This is a genomic window from Nocardia albiluteola, from assembly GCF_018860155.1.
Taxonomy (GTDB): Bacteria; Actinomycetota; Actinomycetes; order Mycobacteriales; family Mycobacteriaceae; genus Nocardia; species Nocardia albiluteola.
Genome location: NZ_JAHKNI010000004.1, coordinates 637866 through 656677 on the forward strand (window position 1 = coordinate 637866; position 18812 = coordinate 656677).

Annotated in this window: 17 protein-coding genes; 12 read left to right on the forward strand and 5 right to left on the reverse strand. The window is 68.1% G+C overall.

Features of this window, described 5'->3' with window-relative positions; translation table 11 throughout:
* Positions 1 to 56: 56 nt before the first annotated feature.
* Together KO481_RS15830 and KO481_RS15835 are read right to left on the reverse strand one after the other, a co-directional pair.
* The gene (locus tag KO481_RS15830) at positions 57 to 1286 is read right to left on the reverse strand and encodes a cytochrome P450 family protein (RefSeq protein ID WP_215917850.1); all 1230 of its coding nucleotides are present in this window, start codon (positions 1284 to 1286) and stop codon (positions 57 to 59) included.
* Positions 1287 to 1296: 10 nt separating this feature from the next.
* On the reverse strand, positions 1297 to 2493 hold the full coding sequence (locus KO481_RS15835; RefSeq protein WP_245401031.1) for a cytochrome P450: 1197 nt from the start codon (positions 2491 to 2493) through the stop codon (positions 1297 to 1299).
* A gap of 563 nt (positions 2494 to 3056) precedes the next feature.
* Here KO481_RS15835 and KO481_RS15840 point away from each other — a divergent pair.
* The 3 genes from KO481_RS15840 (at position 3057) to KO481_RS15850 (ending at position 6728) form a co-directional block, all read left to right on the forward strand.
* Positions 3057 to 5222 carry a phosphocholine-specific phospholipase C gene (locus KO481_RS15840; protein WP_215917852.1) on the forward strand — a complete coding sequence of 722 codons (2166 nt, stop codon included), beginning with the start codon at positions 3057 to 3059 and terminating at the stop codon, positions 5220 to 5222.
* Positions 5223 to 5520: 298 nt separating this feature from the next.
* Positions 5521 to 6327 carry an isoprenyl transferase gene (locus KO481_RS15845; RefSeq protein WP_215917853.1) on the forward strand — a complete coding sequence of 269 codons (807 nt, stop codon included), beginning with the start codon at positions 5521 to 5523 and terminating at the stop codon, positions 6325 to 6327.
* Positions 6324 to 6728, forward strand: a complete 405-nt coding sequence (locus KO481_RS15850; protein WP_215917854.1) for a hypothetical protein — start codon at positions 6324 to 6326, stop codon at positions 6726 to 6728. Before KO481_RS15845 ends, KO481_RS15850 begins: the two co-directional genes overlap by 4 nt.
* Positions 6729 to 7113: 385 nt before the next feature.
* Here the strand turns inward: KO481_RS15850 and KO481_RS15855 are convergent, their stop codons facing one another.
* Entirely contained in the window at positions 7114 to 7527 is a 414-nt protein-coding gene (locus KO481_RS15855) for a Fur family transcriptional regulator (protein ID WP_308166624.1), read from the reverse strand.
* Between the two features lie 3 nt (positions 7528 to 7530).
* Entirely contained in the window at positions 7531 to 7947 is a 417-nt protein-coding gene (locus KO481_RS15860; protein ID WP_245400919.1) for an ArsR/SmtB family transcription factor, read from the reverse strand.
* Positions 7948 to 8183: 236 nt separating this feature from the next.
* Here KO481_RS15860 and KO481_RS15865 point away from each other — a divergent pair, with 236 nt between their 5' ends.
* From KO481_RS15865 to dnaG, 9 genes are all read left to right on the forward strand, one after another.
* The gene (locus tag KO481_RS15865) at positions 8184 to 9575 is read left to right on the forward strand and encodes a glycine--tRNA ligase (protein WP_215917855.1); all 1392 of its coding nucleotides are present in this window, start codon (positions 8184 to 8186) and stop codon (positions 9573 to 9575) included.
* 107 nt (positions 9576 to 9682) lie between these two features.
* Positions 9683 to 11284, forward strand: a complete 1602-nt coding sequence (locus KO481_RS15870) for an MFS transporter (protein ID WP_215917856.1) — start codon at positions 9683 to 9685, stop codon at positions 11282 to 11284.
* Between the two features lie 134 nt (positions 11285 to 11418).
* Positions 11419 to 12339, forward strand: a complete 921-nt coding sequence (locus tag KO481_RS15875; RefSeq protein WP_215917857.1) for an NADP-dependent oxidoreductase — start codon at positions 11419 to 11421, stop codon at positions 12337 to 12339.
* A gap of 121 nt (positions 12340 to 12460) precedes the next feature.
* Positions 12461 to 12937, forward strand: a complete 477-nt coding sequence (locus KO481_RS15880) for a hypothetical protein (RefSeq protein WP_215917858.1) — start codon at positions 12461 to 12463, stop codon at positions 12935 to 12937.
* Between the two features lie 33 nt (positions 12938 to 12970).
* Entirely contained in the window at positions 12971 to 13384 is a 414-nt protein-coding gene (locus KO481_RS15885) for a VOC family protein (protein ID WP_215917859.1), read from the forward strand.
* Positions 13385 to 13395: 11 nt separating this feature from the next.
* Positions 13396 to 14115, forward strand: coding sequence for an MBL fold metallo-hydrolase (locus tag KO481_RS15890; protein ID WP_215917860.1), 720 nt, complete (start codon positions 13396 to 13398; stop codon positions 14113 to 14115).
* Between the two features lie 52 nt (positions 14116 to 14167).
* Positions 14168 to 14860, forward strand: a complete 693-nt coding sequence (locus KO481_RS15895) for a YdcF family protein (RefSeq protein WP_215917861.1) — start codon at positions 14168 to 14170, stop codon at positions 14858 to 14860.
* An 11-nt stretch (positions 14861 to 14871) separates the two neighbouring features.
* Complete coding sequence (locus tag KO481_RS15900) at positions 14872 to 16134, forward strand: deoxyguanosinetriphosphate triphosphohydrolase (RefSeq protein ID WP_215917862.1); 1263 nt, start codon at positions 14872 to 14874, stop codon at positions 16132 to 16134.
* A 268-nt stretch (positions 16135 to 16402) separates the two neighbouring features.
* On the forward strand, positions 16403 to 18289 hold the full coding sequence (gene dnaG, locus KO481_RS15905) for a DNA primase (RefSeq protein ID WP_215917863.1): 1887 nt from the start codon (positions 16403 to 16405) through the stop codon (positions 18287 to 18289).
* A gap of 43 nt (positions 18290 to 18332) precedes the next feature.
* On the opposite strand, the gene KO481_RS15910 is transcribed toward dnaG, so the two are convergent.
* Positions 18333 to 18578 carry a hypothetical protein gene (locus KO481_RS15910; protein WP_215917864.1) on the reverse strand — a complete coding sequence of 82 codons (246 nt, stop codon included), beginning with the start codon at positions 18576 to 18578 and terminating at the stop codon, positions 18333 to 18335.
* Positions 18579 to 18812 lie beyond the last annotated feature (234 nt).

Genomic DNA, 18812 nt, shown 5'->3' on the forward strand with positions numbered 1-18812 from the left:
TCACCGTAACCGATCTCACACTCCGTTCGCAGGAACTCTGGCATTCCCGCGCACGTTCAGCGCGGCGCCTCCAGATACACCGGCAGCGCGGTGTGCCCGTTCGAGATGAAGCTGCCCAGCTTCGCCAATGCGCCTGGGTCCGTGGCGAATTGCAGATCCGGGAACCGGGTGAACAACGCGGGCAGCGCGATCGATGCCTCGAGCCGCGCCAGCGGCGACCCGACGCAGTGGTGCGCGCCGTGCCCGAAGGCCAGATGCTGATCCTTGGTGGTGCGCAGCGGATCGAATTCTCCGGCCGTCTCGCCGTGCACCTTCGGGTCGCGGTTGGCCCCGGCATACGAGGCCAGGATCGCCTCGCCCTTGGCAATGGTGATGCCGTCGATCTCGATGTCCTCCACCGCATACCGCAGTGGCAGGTGGGCGACGGGGGCCTCGAAGCGCAACGTCTCCTCGATGACATCGGCCCAGGAGATCCGCTCGGCGACCACGTCCGCGCGCAGCCGCGGATGCGTCAGCAGCGTGTAGATCGCCTGGTCGAGCAGGTTCACCGTCGTCTCGTGACCGGCGTTCACCACCAGCATGAGGGTCTCGACGAGTTCCTTCTCGTTCAGTCGAGAGCCGTCCTCGTCCAGCGCCTCGAGCAGCGCGGTCGTGAGATCGTCGCCGGGGTTGTCGCGGCGGTAGGCGACGAGTTGCCCGACCAGACCGAACATTTCGACATAGTTGGCCATCGCCTGCTCGGGGGTGAGCGAGCCGTCGAAGAACCCGTCCACGCAGCGATGGATGTCGGCGTCCAGATGTGCTGGTACGCCGATCAACTCGCTGATCACGCGGATCGGCACCGGATAGGCGTACCGGGCACGCAGATCCACCGATTCCCCGCGCGGGGTCGCCGCGAGGCCGTCGAGCAGGCCCGTGGTGATCTCCTCGATGCGCGGGCGCAGGGCCTGGGTGCGCCGGTTGGTGAAGGTGGGGGCGACCAGGCGGCGGAGCCTGCGGTGATCGGCGCCGTATGCGGTGAACATGTTCTCCGCGATGATCCACGGCAGCAGCGGCCAGGCCTCGGTGATCTCGCCGTTGACGAAGGCCGCCCAGTGCTGGCGCGGATCCTTGGACACCCGCGGGTCGGCGAGCAGGCTGCGCAGCGCGGCCGCATCGGTCACCGACCAGGCGGGCACGCCGCCGGGCAGTTCGACCAGGGCGACGGGCCCGCGGGCGCGAATCCGCGCCGACTCGCCCTGGATGTCGACGCCGCTGGTATCCAGGACGATTCGTTCGTTCCCCATCACGTACTCCTCAGACCACGTTCAATGCTGGTGACTTCGGGAAGGTTACCGGCAGCGCGGCCATCGCTCGATGGAAAGGCCCTGGACGCCAGGTCAATTCGTCCTTGGGCACGGCGAGCTGTAGCTCCGGAAGCGCATCGAGCAGCTGATCGATGGCGTCCTGCACCACCAGGTACGCCACCGACCGGGCCGGGCAGGCGTGCGGGCCGCCGCCCCAGGCCAGATGCGAGCGATTGCCGGTCCGGTCACCGCCGGAGATCATGGGGTCGTTGTTGGAGCCCGCCAGGCTGATCACGACCGGCTGATTCGCGGGCAGCCAGGTGTTGTCGATCAGGATCGGCTGGCGCGGGAAGGTGATGGAGAAGTTCGCCATCGGCGGATCGTTGAACAGCACCTCGTCCAGCGCGTCGCGGGTGGACATGCTGCCGGCCAGGAAGCCGCCCGCGAACCGGTCGTCGGTGAGCATCAGCAGCAGGGTGTTGGAGATCAGGTTCGTCTGCGGCTCGATCGCCGCGCCGTAGAAGCTGATCAGGTTGGCGAGCATCTCCTCGTCGTTCAGGCCCGCGGGGTGATGGGCCAGGCGCGAGGTGACGTCGTCGCCGGGTTCGTTGCGACGCAGCGCGATCAGTTCCAGCAGCGCCTCGCTCAGGTGTTGCATGCCCCACGCGGCGTTGACCGTGTCGAACAGCGCGGCCATGCCGGTCGCCACGCGCTGGCCCAACTCGGGCGAACAGCCCACCATCTGGTTGAGCACCTCGAAGACCAGCGGAAAGGCGTACTGTCCCTGCAGGTCCGCGGTGCCGTCCTGGCAGAAGGTGTTGATCAGCGGAATTGCGATGCGCTCGACCGTGGAATGCAGTGCGTGCAGATCGATTCCGTCGATGGCGTGGACGTATGCCTGCCGGTAGCGCGCATGGGTCGGGCCGGAGTTGCGCAGCGCGTTCGGATACCACTGCATCATCGGCCGCACCGGGCAGTCCGCCGGCACGGAGTCCTGCCACTTGCGGGGGTCGGCCGGAAAGTGCTCGGGGTCGTTGAGGATTCGCAGCGCCGTGCGATAGCCGATGACCAGCGTGGCCGGGACACCCGGCGACAGCTCGATCGGCACCAGCGAGCCGTGCTGGTGGCGCATCGAACGGTAGGTGCCGTGCGGGTCGGCCGCGAACTCCGGTGTGTCCAGCAGGATCCGGGGATCGCCGGAGGCCATGGGCGACCCGTGCTGGACGGGGCAGATTCCAGGCGATGGCGTGGTCACATTTCCTCACAACCGTTGCAGGACAGTATGCTTCGACCCACCGGCCGACACCCCCGGCCGGTCGCCGGAAGCCGGACAACCGCCCCAGACTAACAGCACCCCTCGGCTCGCCGCTGCCTCAGGATGGTTCCGTTCGGAACCGAACGTTTGCCGTGGGCTGTCCGGTTTGCCGGATCCGCACATGTGCGGAGATTGTTGGGAAATTCGCAGCGAAGTGTGCGGCCGTTGTTCTTTCACTGGTCGCTTGACGGGATATGTGACCGTGGTTATGGCGCATCGCCTATCGCGCATTGCCTATGGCGTGTTCACCGGACCGGCACTGTGAATTCATTCTTCCCATCCGTTCGGGATTACCGAGTGTAACGCTGCGGCTGCGAATATTTCGTTGTTCGGCGACGTCGTCTCTCGGCCACACACAACACCGCCTCGAGTATCCGCGGTGAATTCCCGCCCCATATCGAACGAATGCGGAACGGAGACCGATGAACGGGAAATCGGGCCCCACGAGGCGGACTATGCTCGGCGGTATGATGGCCGCCGGTCTGGCCGGAGCGGGCGCGCTGTACGGGCATGCGGGCGAGGCCGACGCCGCGCCGATAGCCGATTCGAGTGCTGGGCCGGGCCCGACGGGCAGCCTCGCCGACGTCAGGCACGTCGTGATTCTCATGCAGGAGAATCGATCCTTCGACCATTACTTCGGCACCATGGCGGGAGTTCGCGGCTTCGGTGACAGCACCCCGGTGCGGTTGCGATCCGCGGATGCGTCCGATCCCGTGCCGAATCCGCTGCGCGAGCTGTTCGCCGGAATGGGCACCGGCAGCGCGACTGTGGGCACTGCGACGCCGCGGCGCGGGGAAGGCACGGTATTCGCCCAGCCCGATCCGGCCAGCGGTGTCGGCTACCGGATGCCGTTCCACATCGATACCCGTGCGGTGGACGGCCAGGACTGGGGCGAGCTGGACCACGGCTGGCCCAGGACGCACGAGGCGTGGGCGGGCGGGCGGTACGACCGCTGGGTGCCGGCCAAGACGGACCGTACGATGGGGTACTTCACCGAGGCCGACATCCCGTTCCATCGGGCTCTGGCCAAGGCGTTCACCATCTGCGACAACTACTTCTGCTCGGTGCAGGGACCCACCACCCCGAATCGGCTCTACCACTGGACCGGAACCATCGATCCCGGTGGCAGTCACGGGGGCCCGGCCACCGGCAATCCGAGCGACTACGCGCCCGTCTTCAGCTGGACGACCTATCCCGAACGCCTGCAGGCGGCTGGGATCTCCTGGCAGGTCTATGCCAACGACGTCGTCGGCGACGACGTCGACAACCATCCCTTCCTCGGCGACTACGGCGACAATCCGCTGTGGCTGTTCCACGCTTACCACGACGCGTTGAAGTCCTCGGATCCCGACGTGCGGCAGCTGGCCCAGCGCGCGAATGTCACCGGCGCGTGGCCCCCGGCGAACGGCCAGGACGGAAAGAACGTGGATTACGTTCTGGAACAGTTCATTACGGCCTGCCGGACCAGCACTGTGCCGCAGGTGTCCTGGATCGTGGCGCCGTACGGCTACAGCGAGCATCCGGCGGCGCGCCCGGTGGACGGCGAGGCATACGTCCAGCGGGTGCTGAAGGCGTTGTGGGACAACCCGGAGCTGTGGAGGTCCACGGTCCTGCTGATCAATTTCGACGAGAACGACGGGCTGTTCGACCATGTAGTGCCGCCGACCGCCCCGCCCGGAACGCCGAATGAGCCACTCCCGCCGGCACAGTCGGGCGTCGGCACCGCGGCCGCATCGTCGGCCGATCCCGCGACGCTCACCCCGATCGGCCTCGGGCCACGGGTGCCGATGCTGGTCGTCTCGCCCTGGAGCCGCGGCGGGTGGGTCAATTCCCAAGTGTTCGACCACACCTCGGTGCTGCGGTTCCTCGAGCAGTGGACGGGAGTGAGGGAGCCCAACATCTCCGACTGGCGGCGCTCGGTATGCGGGGATCTGCTCAGCTGCTTCGATTTCGGCAGGCCCGACACCAGCATTCCGGCGCTGCCCGATGCGAATGTCCTACGGAGGGAGGCGGATCAGACGCAGGCCAAGCTTCCCATGCCGTCGGCACCTGCCGATCAGGCCATGCCGCACCAGGATCCGGGATCCGCCAAGGCGCGCCCGCTGCCGTATCAACCGGTCGCCTGGGCCGAGATCGGAGCGGGAGACCTGACGCTGCACCTGGCGAACCGGGGCCGCGAGGCGGTTCCGTTCCAGGCCTATGCCTATCTGCCCGTCGGCGGCCCGGCCGTGACCCAGATCGTGGTGCGCGGCGGCGGCTCCACATCTCGGCCGTTCGCCTGGTCCGGGCGGTACGACATCGCGGTGCACGCCCCCAACGGGTTCCTGTTCGCGGCCGCGGGCGGACCCGATACGGCGGGCATCGAGGTGCGGGCCACGGTCAGCGGCGACCCCGATGCCCCGGAACTCATTGTGACGGTGCGGAATTCGACCACTGCGACGGCCGATTTCCGGATCGGCAACACGGACCGCTGCACCGTGCGATCCGGCGCCACGCGCGATGTGAGCGTTCCGGCCTCCGATGGCTGGTACGACCTCACGGTGACCGGAACCGGCGACAATTCCTGGTTCCGCCGCTTCGCCGGTCATCTGGAAGACGGAAGGCCCAGCCGTACCGGCTGATCGGCCGACCCTCGACCGCCCGGCGACTGTCCAGGGGCGATGGCGCCGCATCGTGCACCGTGCCCGGTAGACGGCGTGGAGCGTATCTCCGCCGGACGAGCCGAGTGGACGAGGCGGTAGGCCGAGCGTGCTGCCTGAGTTTGCGGCCGGTCGCACGACGATCGAGTGTTCGGCCGGTCACGCGGCGGTGGCGGTTGCCAGTGCCGGCGTCCGCCGAGCCGCTCCAGGTTGTGTTCGCGCTCGCGCGGGTACGGCAGGTGGCGGGGGCCGACGCACCCACGGCGGGGCATCGGGCAGGATGGGGGGCGTGATCGGAAACCGCACCCAATCCGCGCCGGCCACCCGCACGGTGCGCCCGCCGTCGCCGCATCCGTCGGGAGCGCGCCCGCCGCGGATCCCGGCCGAGTTCGTGCCCAGGCACGTGGCGCTGGTGATGGACGGCAACGGCCGCTGGGCGCAGGAGCGCGGCCTGCCGCGCACCGCGGGGCACGAGCGCGGCGAGGCGGTGCTCATGGACACCGTTGAGGGCTGCATCGAGGTCGGCGTGAAATGGCTTTCCGCCTATGCCTTTTCGACCGAGAACTGGAAGCGCAGCCCGGACGAGGTGCGCTTCCTGATGGGGTTCAATCGCGACGTGATCCGCCGCCGCCGCGACGAGATGCACGAGATGGGCGTTCGGGTGCGCTGGGCGGGGCGGCGGCCGCGGTTGTGGCGCAGCGTGATCAAGGAACTCGAGATCGCGGAGGAGCTCACCAAGGACAACACGGTGATGACCCTGACGATGTGCGTCAACTACGGCGGCCGCGCCGAAATCGTGGACGCCGCAAGGGAAATCGCGCGACGGGCGGCGGCGGGGGAGCTGGACCCGGAACGGATCAGCGAGGCGACCTTCGGCAAATTCCTCGACGAGCCCGATATGCCGGATGTGGACCTGTTCCTGCGCCCGTCCGGCGAACTGCGCAGCTCGAACTTCCTGATCTGGCAGTCGGCGTACGCCGAGTTCGTGTACCAGAACACCCTGTTTCCCGACTTCGACCGGCGCAATCTCTGGGAGGCGTGCCTCGAGTACGCCAAGCGTGACCGGCGCTTCGGGGGCGTCAAATGAGCGAGGCGACGACCGAGGACCTCGAGGCCCGCGCGGGCGCCGTTCTGGCCCATTTCGGCGGGGTGGACGTGCGCGTCGAGGAGGCTGCCCTGGGCTTCGAGTACGAGGGCGCGCTGTGCTCGCTGCGTGCGGTGAATCTCGCCCCCGGCCTGGACGTGCTCACCCTGACGGCGGTGCTGGCCTGGGACCGCCCGCTCAAGCCGCAGCTGCACAAGCGCGTGGCCGACCGCAACAATGCGCTGCAGTTCGGCTCGCTGACGCTCATCAGCCGCGACAAGCTGGCGGATGTCATTCTGCGCTATACGTTTCCGGCCGCGGGGCTGGACGACGAGGCACTGGCGACGATGCTGCTGCTGGTTCTCTCGGGTGCGGGCAGGGCGCGTCAGGGGCTGGTGCCGTAATCCTTTGCCGTACTGGAATTTCCGTAATGGAGTATTCCAAAAGCATTGTGCGGCAATAATTTCCGGCTCACACATTCGTGTACTGTGAGCGATACCTCCTTCCGAGGGGCGGTGGACCAGGTCCATACACCGCGCCCAGGAAGGAGGTGGTGGGTATGGCGAAACATCGCCGGGCAAAGAGCAATGCCCCGGTCGATTACGGCATCTGCTTTGGTATAGCTGCCGTGATCGCCGGGGCGTTTCTGCTGGTCCGCTGGTTGATCTGGCGGGCTAGGTAAGCGCCCTAGCACACCTGGTGGGGCGTCGGGAGCAACCGGCGCTTCACCCCAGCATCACTTTCGTGACAGGGCCGACTATACCTTGTCTCGCCCGCCGTCGTCGAGAATCATGCACGCGACGCGCAGCACTCCCCGCACGTGCCGAAGACCTCCATGGTGTGGCTGATATCGGTGAAACCGTGCTGTCCCGCAACGTTTTCCGCCCATGCCTCCACCGTCGGCCCCTCCACCTCCACCGTCCGGCCGCAGTGGCGGCAGACCAGATGGTGATGATGCCCCTTGGAGCACTGCCGGTACACCGATTCGCCGGTGTCGGTGCGCAGCACGTCCACCAGGCCCGCGTCCGCCAGCGACTGGAGCGTGCGGTAGACGGTGGTCAGGCCGATGCCCTCGCCCCGGCGGCGCAGCTCGTCGTGTAGCTCCTGGGCGGACCGGAACTCCTCGATATCGTCCAGCAGCGCGGCGATGGCGCTGCGCTGCCGGGTGCTCCGGACGCCCACGGACTTCTGTGCCGTGTCCACTCCTCACCCCTCCTCGGCGTGTGCGACCGCATCGACGACGATGCGGGCCAGATGGTCGTCGACCAGCTCGTAGATCACCTCGCGGCCGGTGCGCTCGCCACGGACCACCCCGGCCGACTTCAGAATCCGCAGATGCTGGCTGACCAGAGGCTGCGTCACCCCCAGGGTATCCACCAGCTCGTGCACGCAGCGCGGGGACTCCCGCAGCTGCAGCACGATGGCGATCCGCACCGGCGCGGCCAGCGCGCGTAGCAGCTCGCCGGCGTTGTCCAGCACCGGTCGCGACGGGACGGCGGGCGCGGCGGGTGCGCGATACGGGTACGGATCGTGCGGGATCGGGGTGGGCGCCTCCACCGCGACACGGCTGCGGCGTGCGGGAGTGCCGGCGTCGTGCGTGGGGGTGCCACTATCGGCGGTCATCGGGTACCAACTCCTTATCGGAAACCGATGCCATTATTGATATGCATAGTTGCGCATGTCAACCGCCGCTGGTCAGTGTGTTGCAGTGCGGACGCCGGGGCCTGGGCTGTGATTGGGAAGGCCGAGACCGGAACCGACCGCAGGGCGCCGCGGATACTGCTTGGACCGCTCCACCAGCGTCCCGATACCCTGGAGCGAATCACTGTTTCCACTCATCCAGAGGGAGAGCTTCAGTCGTGGCACCCAAGTCGAAGGTCGACACCGTCGCCAATCTCGCCAAGCGCCGGGGTCTGGTCTACCCGAGCGGCGAGATCTACGGAGGCACCAGGTCGGCGTGGGACTACGGCCCGCTGGGCGTGGAGCTCAAGGAGAACATCAAGCGCCAGTGGTGGCGGTCCATGGTCACCAGCCGCGACGACGTGGTCGGCCTGGATTCGTCGATCATCCTGCCGCGCCCGGTGTGGGTCGCCTCCGGCCACGTCACCGTGTTCAACGATCCGCTGGTGGAATGCCTGAACTGCCACAAACGGCACCGGCAGGACCACCTGCAGGAGGCGTACGCGGAGAAGCACAAGATCGACGACCCGGACACGGTCTCGATGGAACTCGTGTCCTGCCCCGACTGCGGCACCGTCGGCAAGTGGACCGAGCCGCGCGATTTCAACATGATGCTCAAGACCTACCTGGGCCCGATCGAGTCCGAGGAGGGCCTGCACTACCTGCGGCCCGAGACCGCGCAGGGCATCTTCGTGAACTACAAGAACGTGGAGACCACCGCGCGCCGCAAGCCGCCGTTCGGTATCGCGCAGATCGGCAAGAGCTTCCGCAACGAGATCACCCCCGGCAACTTCATCTTCCGCACCCGCGAGTTCGAGCAGATGGAGATGGAGTTCTTCGTCAAGCCCGGCGAGGACGAGAAGTGGCACCAGTACTGGATCGACACCCGGCTGGCCTGGTACACCGACCTGGGCATCGACCCGGAGAACCTGCGCCTGTACGAGCACCCCAAGGAAAAGCTCTCGCACTACGCCGCGCGCACCGTCGACATCGAGTACCGCTTCCATTTCCAGGGCAGCGAGTGGGGTGAGCTCGAGGGCCTGGCCAACCGCACCGATTTCGACCTGAAGACCCATTCGGAGCATTCGGGTGTCGATCTGAGCTTCTACGACCAGAACACCGGTGAGCGCTACATCCCGTACGTGATCGAGCCCGCGGCCGGTCTGACCCGCTCGCTGATGGCCTTCCTCATCGATGCCTACACCGAGGACGAGGCGCCGAATGCCAAGGGCGTCATGGAAAAACGCACCGTGCTGCGCCTGGATCGCCGCCTGGCCCCGGTGAAGGCCGCGGTACTTCCGTTGTCGCGCAATGCCGATCTGTCGCCCAAGGCCAAAGACCTTGCCGCGCAACTGCGTCGGAACTGGAACATCGACTTCGACGATGCGGGCGCCATCGGCCGCCGCTACCGCCGCCAGGACGAGATCGGTACCCCGTTCTGTGTCACCGTCGACTTCGACACGCTCGAGGATCAGGCGGTGACGGTGCGCGAGCGGGATTCGATGACCCAGGAGCGCATCGCGCTGGACAAGGTCGAGGGATATCTGGCCCAGCGGCTGATCGGAGCCTGATTTTCCCAGTTGGGAGGGGTCTCGACCATCGGGATTGCCTGATACGCCGGGGTAGAGGTTTGTGACACGTTTCACAGATCTGTCAGCTCTATCCCGGAGGCGCGCACATGGCCACCACCTCTGTCGAACCCGTCGGTGATCCGACGGGCCGGCTCGACCACGCAACGAAGACCCGGATATTCGCCACGCTCGTGGTGATCGTCGTATTCACCGAGGTCGCACCGTTGCAGTACACGATGATCTCGGCGGCCTTGCAGAAGATCGCGCCGTCGTTCCCCGCCGAGGGGGCCAATATCAACTGGTCGATCATCGTCTTCGGCCTCGTCGGTGCGGCCGCCTCGCCGTTGCTCGGCAAGATGAGCGATGTCTGGGGAAAGAAGCGGATGTTCCTGGTCTGCGGCGCCCTGTTCGTCGCGGGCTGCGTCATGGACGCGGTGGTGCACAGCTGGGCACTGTTCCTCGTCGGGCGCGGCCTGCAGGCGCTGGCCATCGCCACCCAGGTGATCGCCTACGGTCTGATCCGCGACCTGATGCCCCGCCGCTACGTCCCCCTGGGGCTGGGCATCACCGCCACCGGTCTCGGGGTGTCGGCGATCGTGGCCCCGCTGGTCGGCGGCTATCTGGTCGACAACTACAGCTGGCGGGCGATCTTCTGGTTCCTGGCTGGATTCACGATTGTGGTCGCGCCGTTCGTGATGGTGATCGTCCCCGAATCGAAGCTGCGGGTGCGCGAGCGTATCGACGTCGTCGGCGCGGTGCTGCTGTCGGCGGGCGCGACGCTCACGCTGATCTACCTGGACAAGGGCCAGGACTGGGGCTGGGGCAGGCCGCTGACGCTGGCCTGGCTGATCGGCGGGCTCGCGCTGCTGGTGTTGTTCGTGGTCATCGAGCGGCGCGCGACCCATCCGATCATGGATATGGGGCTGCTGTTCCACCCGCGGGTGAGCCTGGTGCTGCTCGCGGCGCTGTTCGGATCGTTCATGGTCGGGGTGCAGTCCTATGCCATCGGCTATATGACCCAGACGCCGAAAGCCGACGTCGTCGCGGCCGGGGTGCAGGAGGCCACGCTGGCCAAGATCGGGCAGCAGACCGGGCATCCTTTGCCCGCGGCGGCGGTGCAGGTGCATTTGAATCCGGGCTACAGCTACGGCAACGGATTCTCGCTGCTGCAGTACGCCGTGCACGTCGCGCTGCTGCAGGCGATCATCGCGATGGTCTGCGGGGCGCTGGGCGGCATGCTGGCGCGCAAGGTGGGGCCGCGGCTGCCGCTGGTCGGTGCGCTGACGGTCTTCGTCGGTAGCGGGATCGCGTTCGCGCTGTTGCCGCACACGTGGGTGGTCTTCCTGATCATCAGCGCGGTCTTCGGGATCGGGTTCGGCTTCTTCTACGCCGCCGCGCCGATCCTCATCGTCGAGGGCGTGCCGCAGGAGCAGCAGGGCATCAGCGTGGGCATGTCGGGCGTCATGCAGAGCATGGGCACCGCGGTCGGGCTGGCCATCATCACCGCATTCCTCAACGCGAGCCCGGTGAAGGCCGATATCAGCGTCGGCGGGCATCACGTGTCCACCAGCGTGATCCCGGACGTGTTCACCGACCGCGGCTACAATCTCGGTTTCTGGGCCGCGGTCGTCGCGGCGGCGATAGCCCTCGGGGTCGCGTTGATCATGCGCCACGGGCGCACCCCGGCCACCGGTGGTGCCGCCTACTGAATCGGCATGTCGGCGCCATGTCTCGCGCGGCGGCGAAATTCCGCGTGCCGAGCGGAAATATCGGCCCGGGTAGTGATGTTTCGGAATGCCGTAGACAGTCACCAGCACGGTCGTTCACACAAAAGGAGCGAGTCATGGCGCAGGCAGTGAAGTTCGATCGGTATGGCGAGATCGACGTTCTGAAGGTGGTCGAGGTGCCCGAGCCGGTGGCGGGGGCGGGGCAGGTGGTCGTGGGCGTCGTCGCGGCCGGGATCAATCCGGGTGAGACCAAGATCCGCACCGGATGGCTGCACGACCGCTGGCCCGCCACGTTCCCGTCCGGGCAGGGCAGCGATTTCGCCGGCCGGGTGGTCGCCGTCGGCCCCGGCGTCAGCGGGATCGCCGTCGGGGACGAGGTCGTCGGATTCAGCGAGGAGCGCTCCAGCCATGCGACGCACGTGGTCGTGCCGGTGGAGCAGGTCGCACCCAAGCCTGCGGGGCTGTCCTGGGACGTGGCCGGATCGCTGTTCGTCGCGGGTACGACGGCCTATGCGGCGGCGCGCTCGGTGAGTCCGGAGGCCGGTGACACGATTGCGGTATCGGGGGCAGCGGGTGGCGTGGGTTCGCTTGTGGTGCAACTGCTTCGCGATCGCGGGGTGACGGTGCTGGGCATCGCCGGGCCCGGCAACCACGAATGGCTGCGGTCGGTGGGCGCGATCCCGGTGGCCTACGGCGAGGGCCTTGCCGAGCGGCTGCGCGCCGCGGCGCCCGACGGTATCGATGCCTTCATCGACACCTACGGCGACGGCTATGTCGCGCTCGCCATCGATCTCGGCGTGAAACCCGAGCGCATCGACACCATCATCGATTTTCCGGCGGTCGAGAAGTACGGCGTCAAGGTCGAGGGCAACGCCAACGCCAACACCATCGACGTCGTGTCCGAACTGGCCGACCTCGCCGCGACCGGCGCCCTGGAGGTCCCCATTGCCGCCACCTACCCGCTCGCCGAGGTCCGCGCGGCCTTTACCGAGCTGGAGGCGGGTCACACGCACGGCAAGATCGTCCTGCATCCCTGACGACGGCTGAAATCCGCGAGGAGCTGTACCGCCCGCCGGGAGCGCAGTATCGTGTGCGGGCGAAAGTTAGTGCCGCACGGGGAAATCGGTGCGATGCGGTGGGTACGGCGAGGGAGATGTGGTGATCTCTGCGCGGATTTCGCGCAATCGAATCGACCGGTTGCTCCGATTCTGGGTGGCTGTCGCCGCGCTCGGCGGATCCGTGGCATTCGGAGCGACGGCGGTGTCGGCCTTCGATATTCACGCCTGGGTGCCAGGTGCGCTCTGTCTACTCCTCGCCGCGCCCTGCGCGCTGATCGTGGTGCTGAACATCGTCGTCGAGGCGGCGGGTTACGCCCTGGGCTGGGTCCGTGCGCTCGGTGCGGTGCTGGCGCTGCCGCTGCGGATGATTCCCGGCGGGCGGCGATGGATCGACCGATTGTCCTTGCGGCGCAACGTATCCTGGGACATGCCGACCGACCGATATCGTCCCCCTGGAGATTTCGGTGCCGCCCGTCCCGCGCTGTACCCCCGCGCGAGATATGCCCTGCCGGAACACCGGAACGGCCGGCTCGTCGTCGCGAGCCGGCCGCGGGGGCAACACAACACACGGCCCTAGCGGGTACGGGTACGGGAGCGTAGGTTCGCGGGCGTGCATTTGACTCAGATTCGGCTGATCGTCGGCGATTTCGCGGGCAGCGTCTCCTTCTACCGGGACGTCGTGGGCCTCACGCCGCAGCTCGAGAATCCCGAACCACCCTATGCGGCCTTCAAGCCCGAACTGGGCAGCAGCCTGTGCCTGCACGAGCGTACCGATCTCGATGCCATGCTCGGCGGGGTGCTGCGGCCGGGGCACGGCGATACCGCGCTGATCTCGCTGCGCGTCGACGATGTGGACGCTTATATCACCGAGATTCGTGGCCGTGGCGCCGAGATCACGACGGGGCCAGTCGAATTCGGCGGCCGCATCCGCTGCGCGTATCTGCGCGACCCGGAAGGCAATCTGGTCGAGATACAGCAGTGGCTCGTGACCCGGTCCGGTGAGCCGGTGCCGCCCGCGAGCTGAGTGCCGGAACGATGCGGCCGTCGCGGGATGCCGGCGCCGGTGGTTACGATCGAGACGTGATTACGCTGGACGCATACACCGGCCATGTCTCGCAGGGGTCGAATCCGCAGCGGCGCGAGGTGCCGGGTGCGCGCATCGTCAAGATGTCGGTCGGCCCGATGGACAACAACAGCTACCTGGTGCAGGACACGGCCACCGGGGCGACGCTGCTGATCGATGCGGCGAACGAGGCCGAACGCCTGCTCGAGCTCGTCGGCCAGGAGGTGAACGGGCCGCTCGCGCTGATCATCACCACCCATCAGCATCCCGATCACTGGCTGGCCCTCGAGAAGGTCGCCGGCGAGACGGCGGCCCCCACCGCCGCCCACGAGTCCGACGCCGGGCCGCTGCCGGTCGCACCGGGCCGGCTGCTCGCCGACGGCGATACGGTCCAGGTCGGTGAACTCACCCTCGAGGCGATCCACCTGCGCGGCCACACCCCGGGCTCGGTGGCCCTCGCACTCACCGACGGCGCCGGGCACACGCACCTGTTCACCGGCGATTCGCTGTTTCCCGGGGGCGTGGGCCGCACCAACTCGCCGGAGGAGTTCACCACCCTCTATGGCGACGTCACGGGCAAGCTGTTCGACCGCTACCCCGACGGCACCGTCGTCTACCCCGGCCACGGCGACGACACCACCCTCGGCGCCGAGCGGCCGCACCTGGACGAATGGCGCGAGCGGGGCTGGTGACCGAAGGCGACGCCGCAACCTCGGCGTGATCGAACCCTGGCACACTCGGGGAATGTCCTGGGCCCCGACTCGTCCCGCACCGCCCGGCGTCGCCGCGGTTCCCACCCGCCCCCGCGGATCCTCCTCCGGCCGCTGGGTGCTCAGGGCCCTCGCGGGCGGCCTGCTGGTGGCGCTGGTGCTGGTCCTGGGTACCGCCGCGCGGGTCTGGCAGGTGGCGCGGATCGACGACGATACCCATGCCGACGCGATCGTGGTGCTGGGCGCCGCGCAATACGACGGCACCCCCTCCTCGGTGTTCGCCGCCCGGCTCGGCCAGGCATCTCGGTTGTACGACAAGGGCATTGCGCCGCTGGTGATCACGGTGGGCGGCAAGCGCCCCGGAGACGAGTACACCGAGGCCGCGGCCGGAAAGAACTATCTGGCGGGCGAGGGGGTGCCCGCGGATCGGGTGCTGGCCGTGGAGACCGGCTCGGACACGCTCGAGAGCATCGATGCCGTCGCCGCGGCAATGCGCGCCCGCGACCTGTCCTCGGTGGTGCTGGTGAGCGACCCGTGGCATTCGATGCGCACCCGGACGATGGCGCGCGACGCGGGCCTGCGCGCGTGGACCTCGCCGACCCGCACCGGCCCCGCCGTCTACACCCGCGAGTCGCAGTTCCACGGCATCGCCCGCGAGACCGCCGCGCTGCTCTGGTACAAGCTGACGCATTTCCCCGCCGACTTCAAATACACCGCGGAGCAGTGAGTGTCGAGACGATGACCGAGTATTCGGAGCTCGATCGGGAGCGCATGGTGGCCGAGTCGGCCAAAACCGCCGGCCTGAGCTGGGCTCCGATTCCCGAGCGGCGCAGCGACTTCGCCCGCGATCGCGCCCGGGTGCTGCATTCGGCGGCGCTGCGGCGCCTGGCCGACAAGACGCAGGTGATGGGCCCGCGCGACGGAGACACCCCACGCACCCGGCTCACTCATTCCCTCGAGGTCGCCCAGATCGGCCGCAGCATCGCCGAGGGACTGGGCTGCGATCCGGATCTGGTGGATCTGGCGGGGCTGGCGCACGATATCGGCCATCCGCCCTACGGCCACAACGGCGAACAGGCCCTGGACGAATTCGCCTCCGCCTACGGTGGTTTCGAGGGCAACGCGCAGAATCTGCGCATTCTGACCAGGCTCGAGCCGAAGGTGTTCGGACCGGACGAGCCCGGGCGGGCCCCGGAGAGCTTCGGGCTCAACCTGACTCGTGCGGCGTTGGACGCGACCATCAAATACCCCTGGGGCAGAACGGATTCCGAGCGCAAGTTCGGCGCCTACGAACCGGACCTGGAGCGCCTGAGCTGGGTCCGCAAGGACGCCCCCGAGCGGCGGCAGAGCCTGGAGTCCCAGGTGATGGACTGGTCCGACGACGTCGCCTATTCGGTGCACGATGTCGAGGACGGGGTCATCGCCGGCCGCATCGACCTGCGGGCGCTGGCGGACCCCGCCGAACAGCGCGCCCTGGCCGAGCTCGGGTACGCGCAGCACCGCACCATGTCCGGCGACGATCTGATCGCCGCCGCCCAGCGCCTCTCGGAGCTTCCGGTGATCGCCGCCGCCGCCGGCTACGACGGCACGTTGCGCGCCTCGGTCGCGCTGAAGCAGCTCACCAGCGATCTGGTCGGCCGCTTCGCCACCGCCGCCGTGGAGGCCACCCGGCAGGCGTGGGGCGGCCGGCGCCTGACCCGCTACGGCGCCGACCTGGAGGTGCCGCCCGTCGTCGCGGCCGAGGTCGCGATGCTCAAGACGGTCGCGCTGCGCTACGTGATGTCCGACGTGGAGCACAACAAGCGCCAGGCCGCCCAGCGCGAGCGCGTCCGGGCGGTCGCCGAGTATCTGCTCGCCACGGCCCCGAACGGCCTGGACCCGGTGCTGCTGCCCTGGTGGGAGGAGGCGCACGACGATGCCGCCCGCATCCGCGTCATCGCCGACCAGATCGCCTCGTACACCGAGAGCCGACTCGAGCGTGTGGCCACCGCCATCGGATAGCGCTCCGCAAGTGCAGCCCTGGATACACCGGCGAACTCGGGTAGCGGGTCGCCGGAGCAAGTCTCGCGGCTATTACCCGCGCGATGCCGACGTGACAGCCGATTTCGAACGCACATGGGTAACTTGCCGGGGACGGGCCCACCTCGGGCCGGCCGCCAGCCGCCGGCCCGACGAGCAAGAGTCGTGGTATGCAACGACACGCTGAAGTCGCGGGGAGGCGAGCAGGCACACTGAAATCGCGGAGAGGCGGGACGGCTAGACTCGGTCCGTGGCTGGCAGACTCCCCGATCGCGATATCGCGGCAATCCGTGAACGCGTGCGCATCGAGGACGTCGTGGGGGAGTACGTCGCGCTCAAGCGGGCCGGTGCGGATTCGGTCAAGGGGTTGTGCCCGTTCCACGACGAGAAGAGCCCCTCGTTCCACGTGCGGCCCAATCACGGCCTGTTCCACTGCTTCGGCTGCGGTGAGGGCGGCGACGTCTTCGCCTTCCTGCAGAAGATCGATCATGTCGGATTCGTGGAGGCCGTCGAGCAGATGGCCGACCGGATCGGCTATCGGATCAACTACGAGGGCGGCGGCACCTCGGTGCAGCGCGATCGCGGCACCCGCACCCGGCTGGTGGCCGCGAACGCGGCCGCGCACGAGTTCTACATGGCGCAGCTGGCCACCGCGGAGGCGGGCGCCGCGCGCAAATACCTCACCGACCGCAACTTCGACGACGAGGCCGCCCGCACCTTCGGCTGCGGTTACGCGCCCGGCGGCTGGGACACCCTGACCAAACATCTGCAGCGCAAGGGTTTCGACGTCAAGGAGCTCGAGGCCGCGGGCCTGTCCAAACCGGGCCGGCGCGGGCCCATCGACCGGTTCCACCGGCGGCTGCTGTGGCCGATCCGCAACCTGAGCGGGGAGGTCATCGGCTTCGGTGCGCGGCGGCTGTTCGACGACGACCAGATGACCGCCAAGTACATCAATACTCCGGAAACGGTGCTGTACAAGAAGTCTCAGGTGCTGTTCGGCCTCGACATGGCCAAGCGGGAGATCGCCAAGAGTCATCAGGCGGTGGTCGTCGAGGGCTATACCGACGTGATGGCGATGCACCTGGCGGGCGTGAAGACCGCGGTCGCCTCCTGCGGTACCGCCTTCGGCGACGAGCACCTGAGCATGCTGCGCCGGCTGCTGCTGGACGACAACTTCTGGCGCGGGGAGATCATCTACACCTTCGACGGCGACGCGGCCGGTCAGGCCGCGGCGCTCAAGGCGTTCTCCGGCGATCAGAAGCTGGCAGGGCAGACCTTCATCGCCGTCGCCCCCGACGGGCAGGACCCGTGTGAGCTGCGTCAGCGCTCCGGCGACGGCTCGGTTCGGGATTTGGTCGCGCGCCGGATTCCGTTGTATGAGTTCGTGATCCGCGGCCTGCTGGCCGACCACAACCTGGAGACCCCCGAGGGGCAGGTGGAGGCGCTGCGGCGCGGCGTGCCGGTGGTGGCGCAGATCAAGGACTATGCGCTGCGCAAGGCCTATGCCACCAAGCTGGCCGGCTGGGTGGGCTGGGACGATATCCAGCTGGTGGTGCGCCGGGTGGGCGACGAGGCCAAGCGGAACCGGGCCGGTGGTCCCCAGCGTGAAACCGCCTCCCCGGCAGCGGTTTCCGAGAACGTCGCGGCGCATCCGGCGCCGAACGATCCGGTGCTGCTGCCGCAGCGGCAGGCGCTGGCGGCGGCATTGCAGTATCCGGCGATGGCCGGGCCGATGTTCGACGCGCTGGAGCGCGAGGCGTTCTCGCATCCGACCTACGCGGCGGTGCGTACCGCCATCGCCGAGGCCGGCGGGATCGCCGCGGGCCTGGGCGGCGCCGAATGGGTGGCGCGGGTCGCCGACCACACCGACGATCTGACGCTGCGCGCGCTGGTCAGCGAGGTGGCCGCCGAGCCGTTGCCGGTGAAGTCGGCCGATGACATCCAGCGGTTCGTCACGGCCGTCATTGCCCGCACCCAGGAGGCGTGGGTGGGGCGGCAGGTGGCCGAGCTGAAATCGAAGCTGCAGCGCATCTCCTCGACCGAGCAGCCCGAGGCGTACATGGCGCTCTTCGGTGATGTCGTCGCGCTGGAGCAGTACCGCAAGAGCCTGCAGGCGCAGGCGATGGGGGCGGTGTAGGGGACCGCGGCCGCGGGCCGGACGGGGTGTGAGCGGGGTCTGCTCAGCGGCGTAGCTGATCCTGCGGGACCATGATCGTCGTGCGCTCGTCGAGCGGCTCCATGGGCTCCAGCTTGGGCTGGGTGCTGAGCTTGTCCGACAGCTTCTGCCGGCCGACGAGAACGAGCTTGCGGGTGACCGGGCTCGCCGCCAGGGCGCGCGTGGTCTTGGTGATCTGCTCGTAGCGGGCCCGCCCGGCCTTCGAGCCGAGTACGTACCCGGCAGCCACGCCGATGATCAACCGCAGCATCTTCTCGAGCTCCCTCCAATGACCTGTCCGCGCGCTACATCCTGCCCGACACCCGGCCCGGCTGTCGATCCGGGTGTTCGGCTCGGGCACCACAATGCCAGAGGGGTCCGACATTGATGATGTAAGGCGTGTTCCTGCGCTGGTCGTGACTCTGGGTCCGACTGACGCCCTGCTGGGTTGTCCTTAATTTGATCTGTCGGGCCGGTGCGGGGGCCGTAAGTCTCGCACCGGATG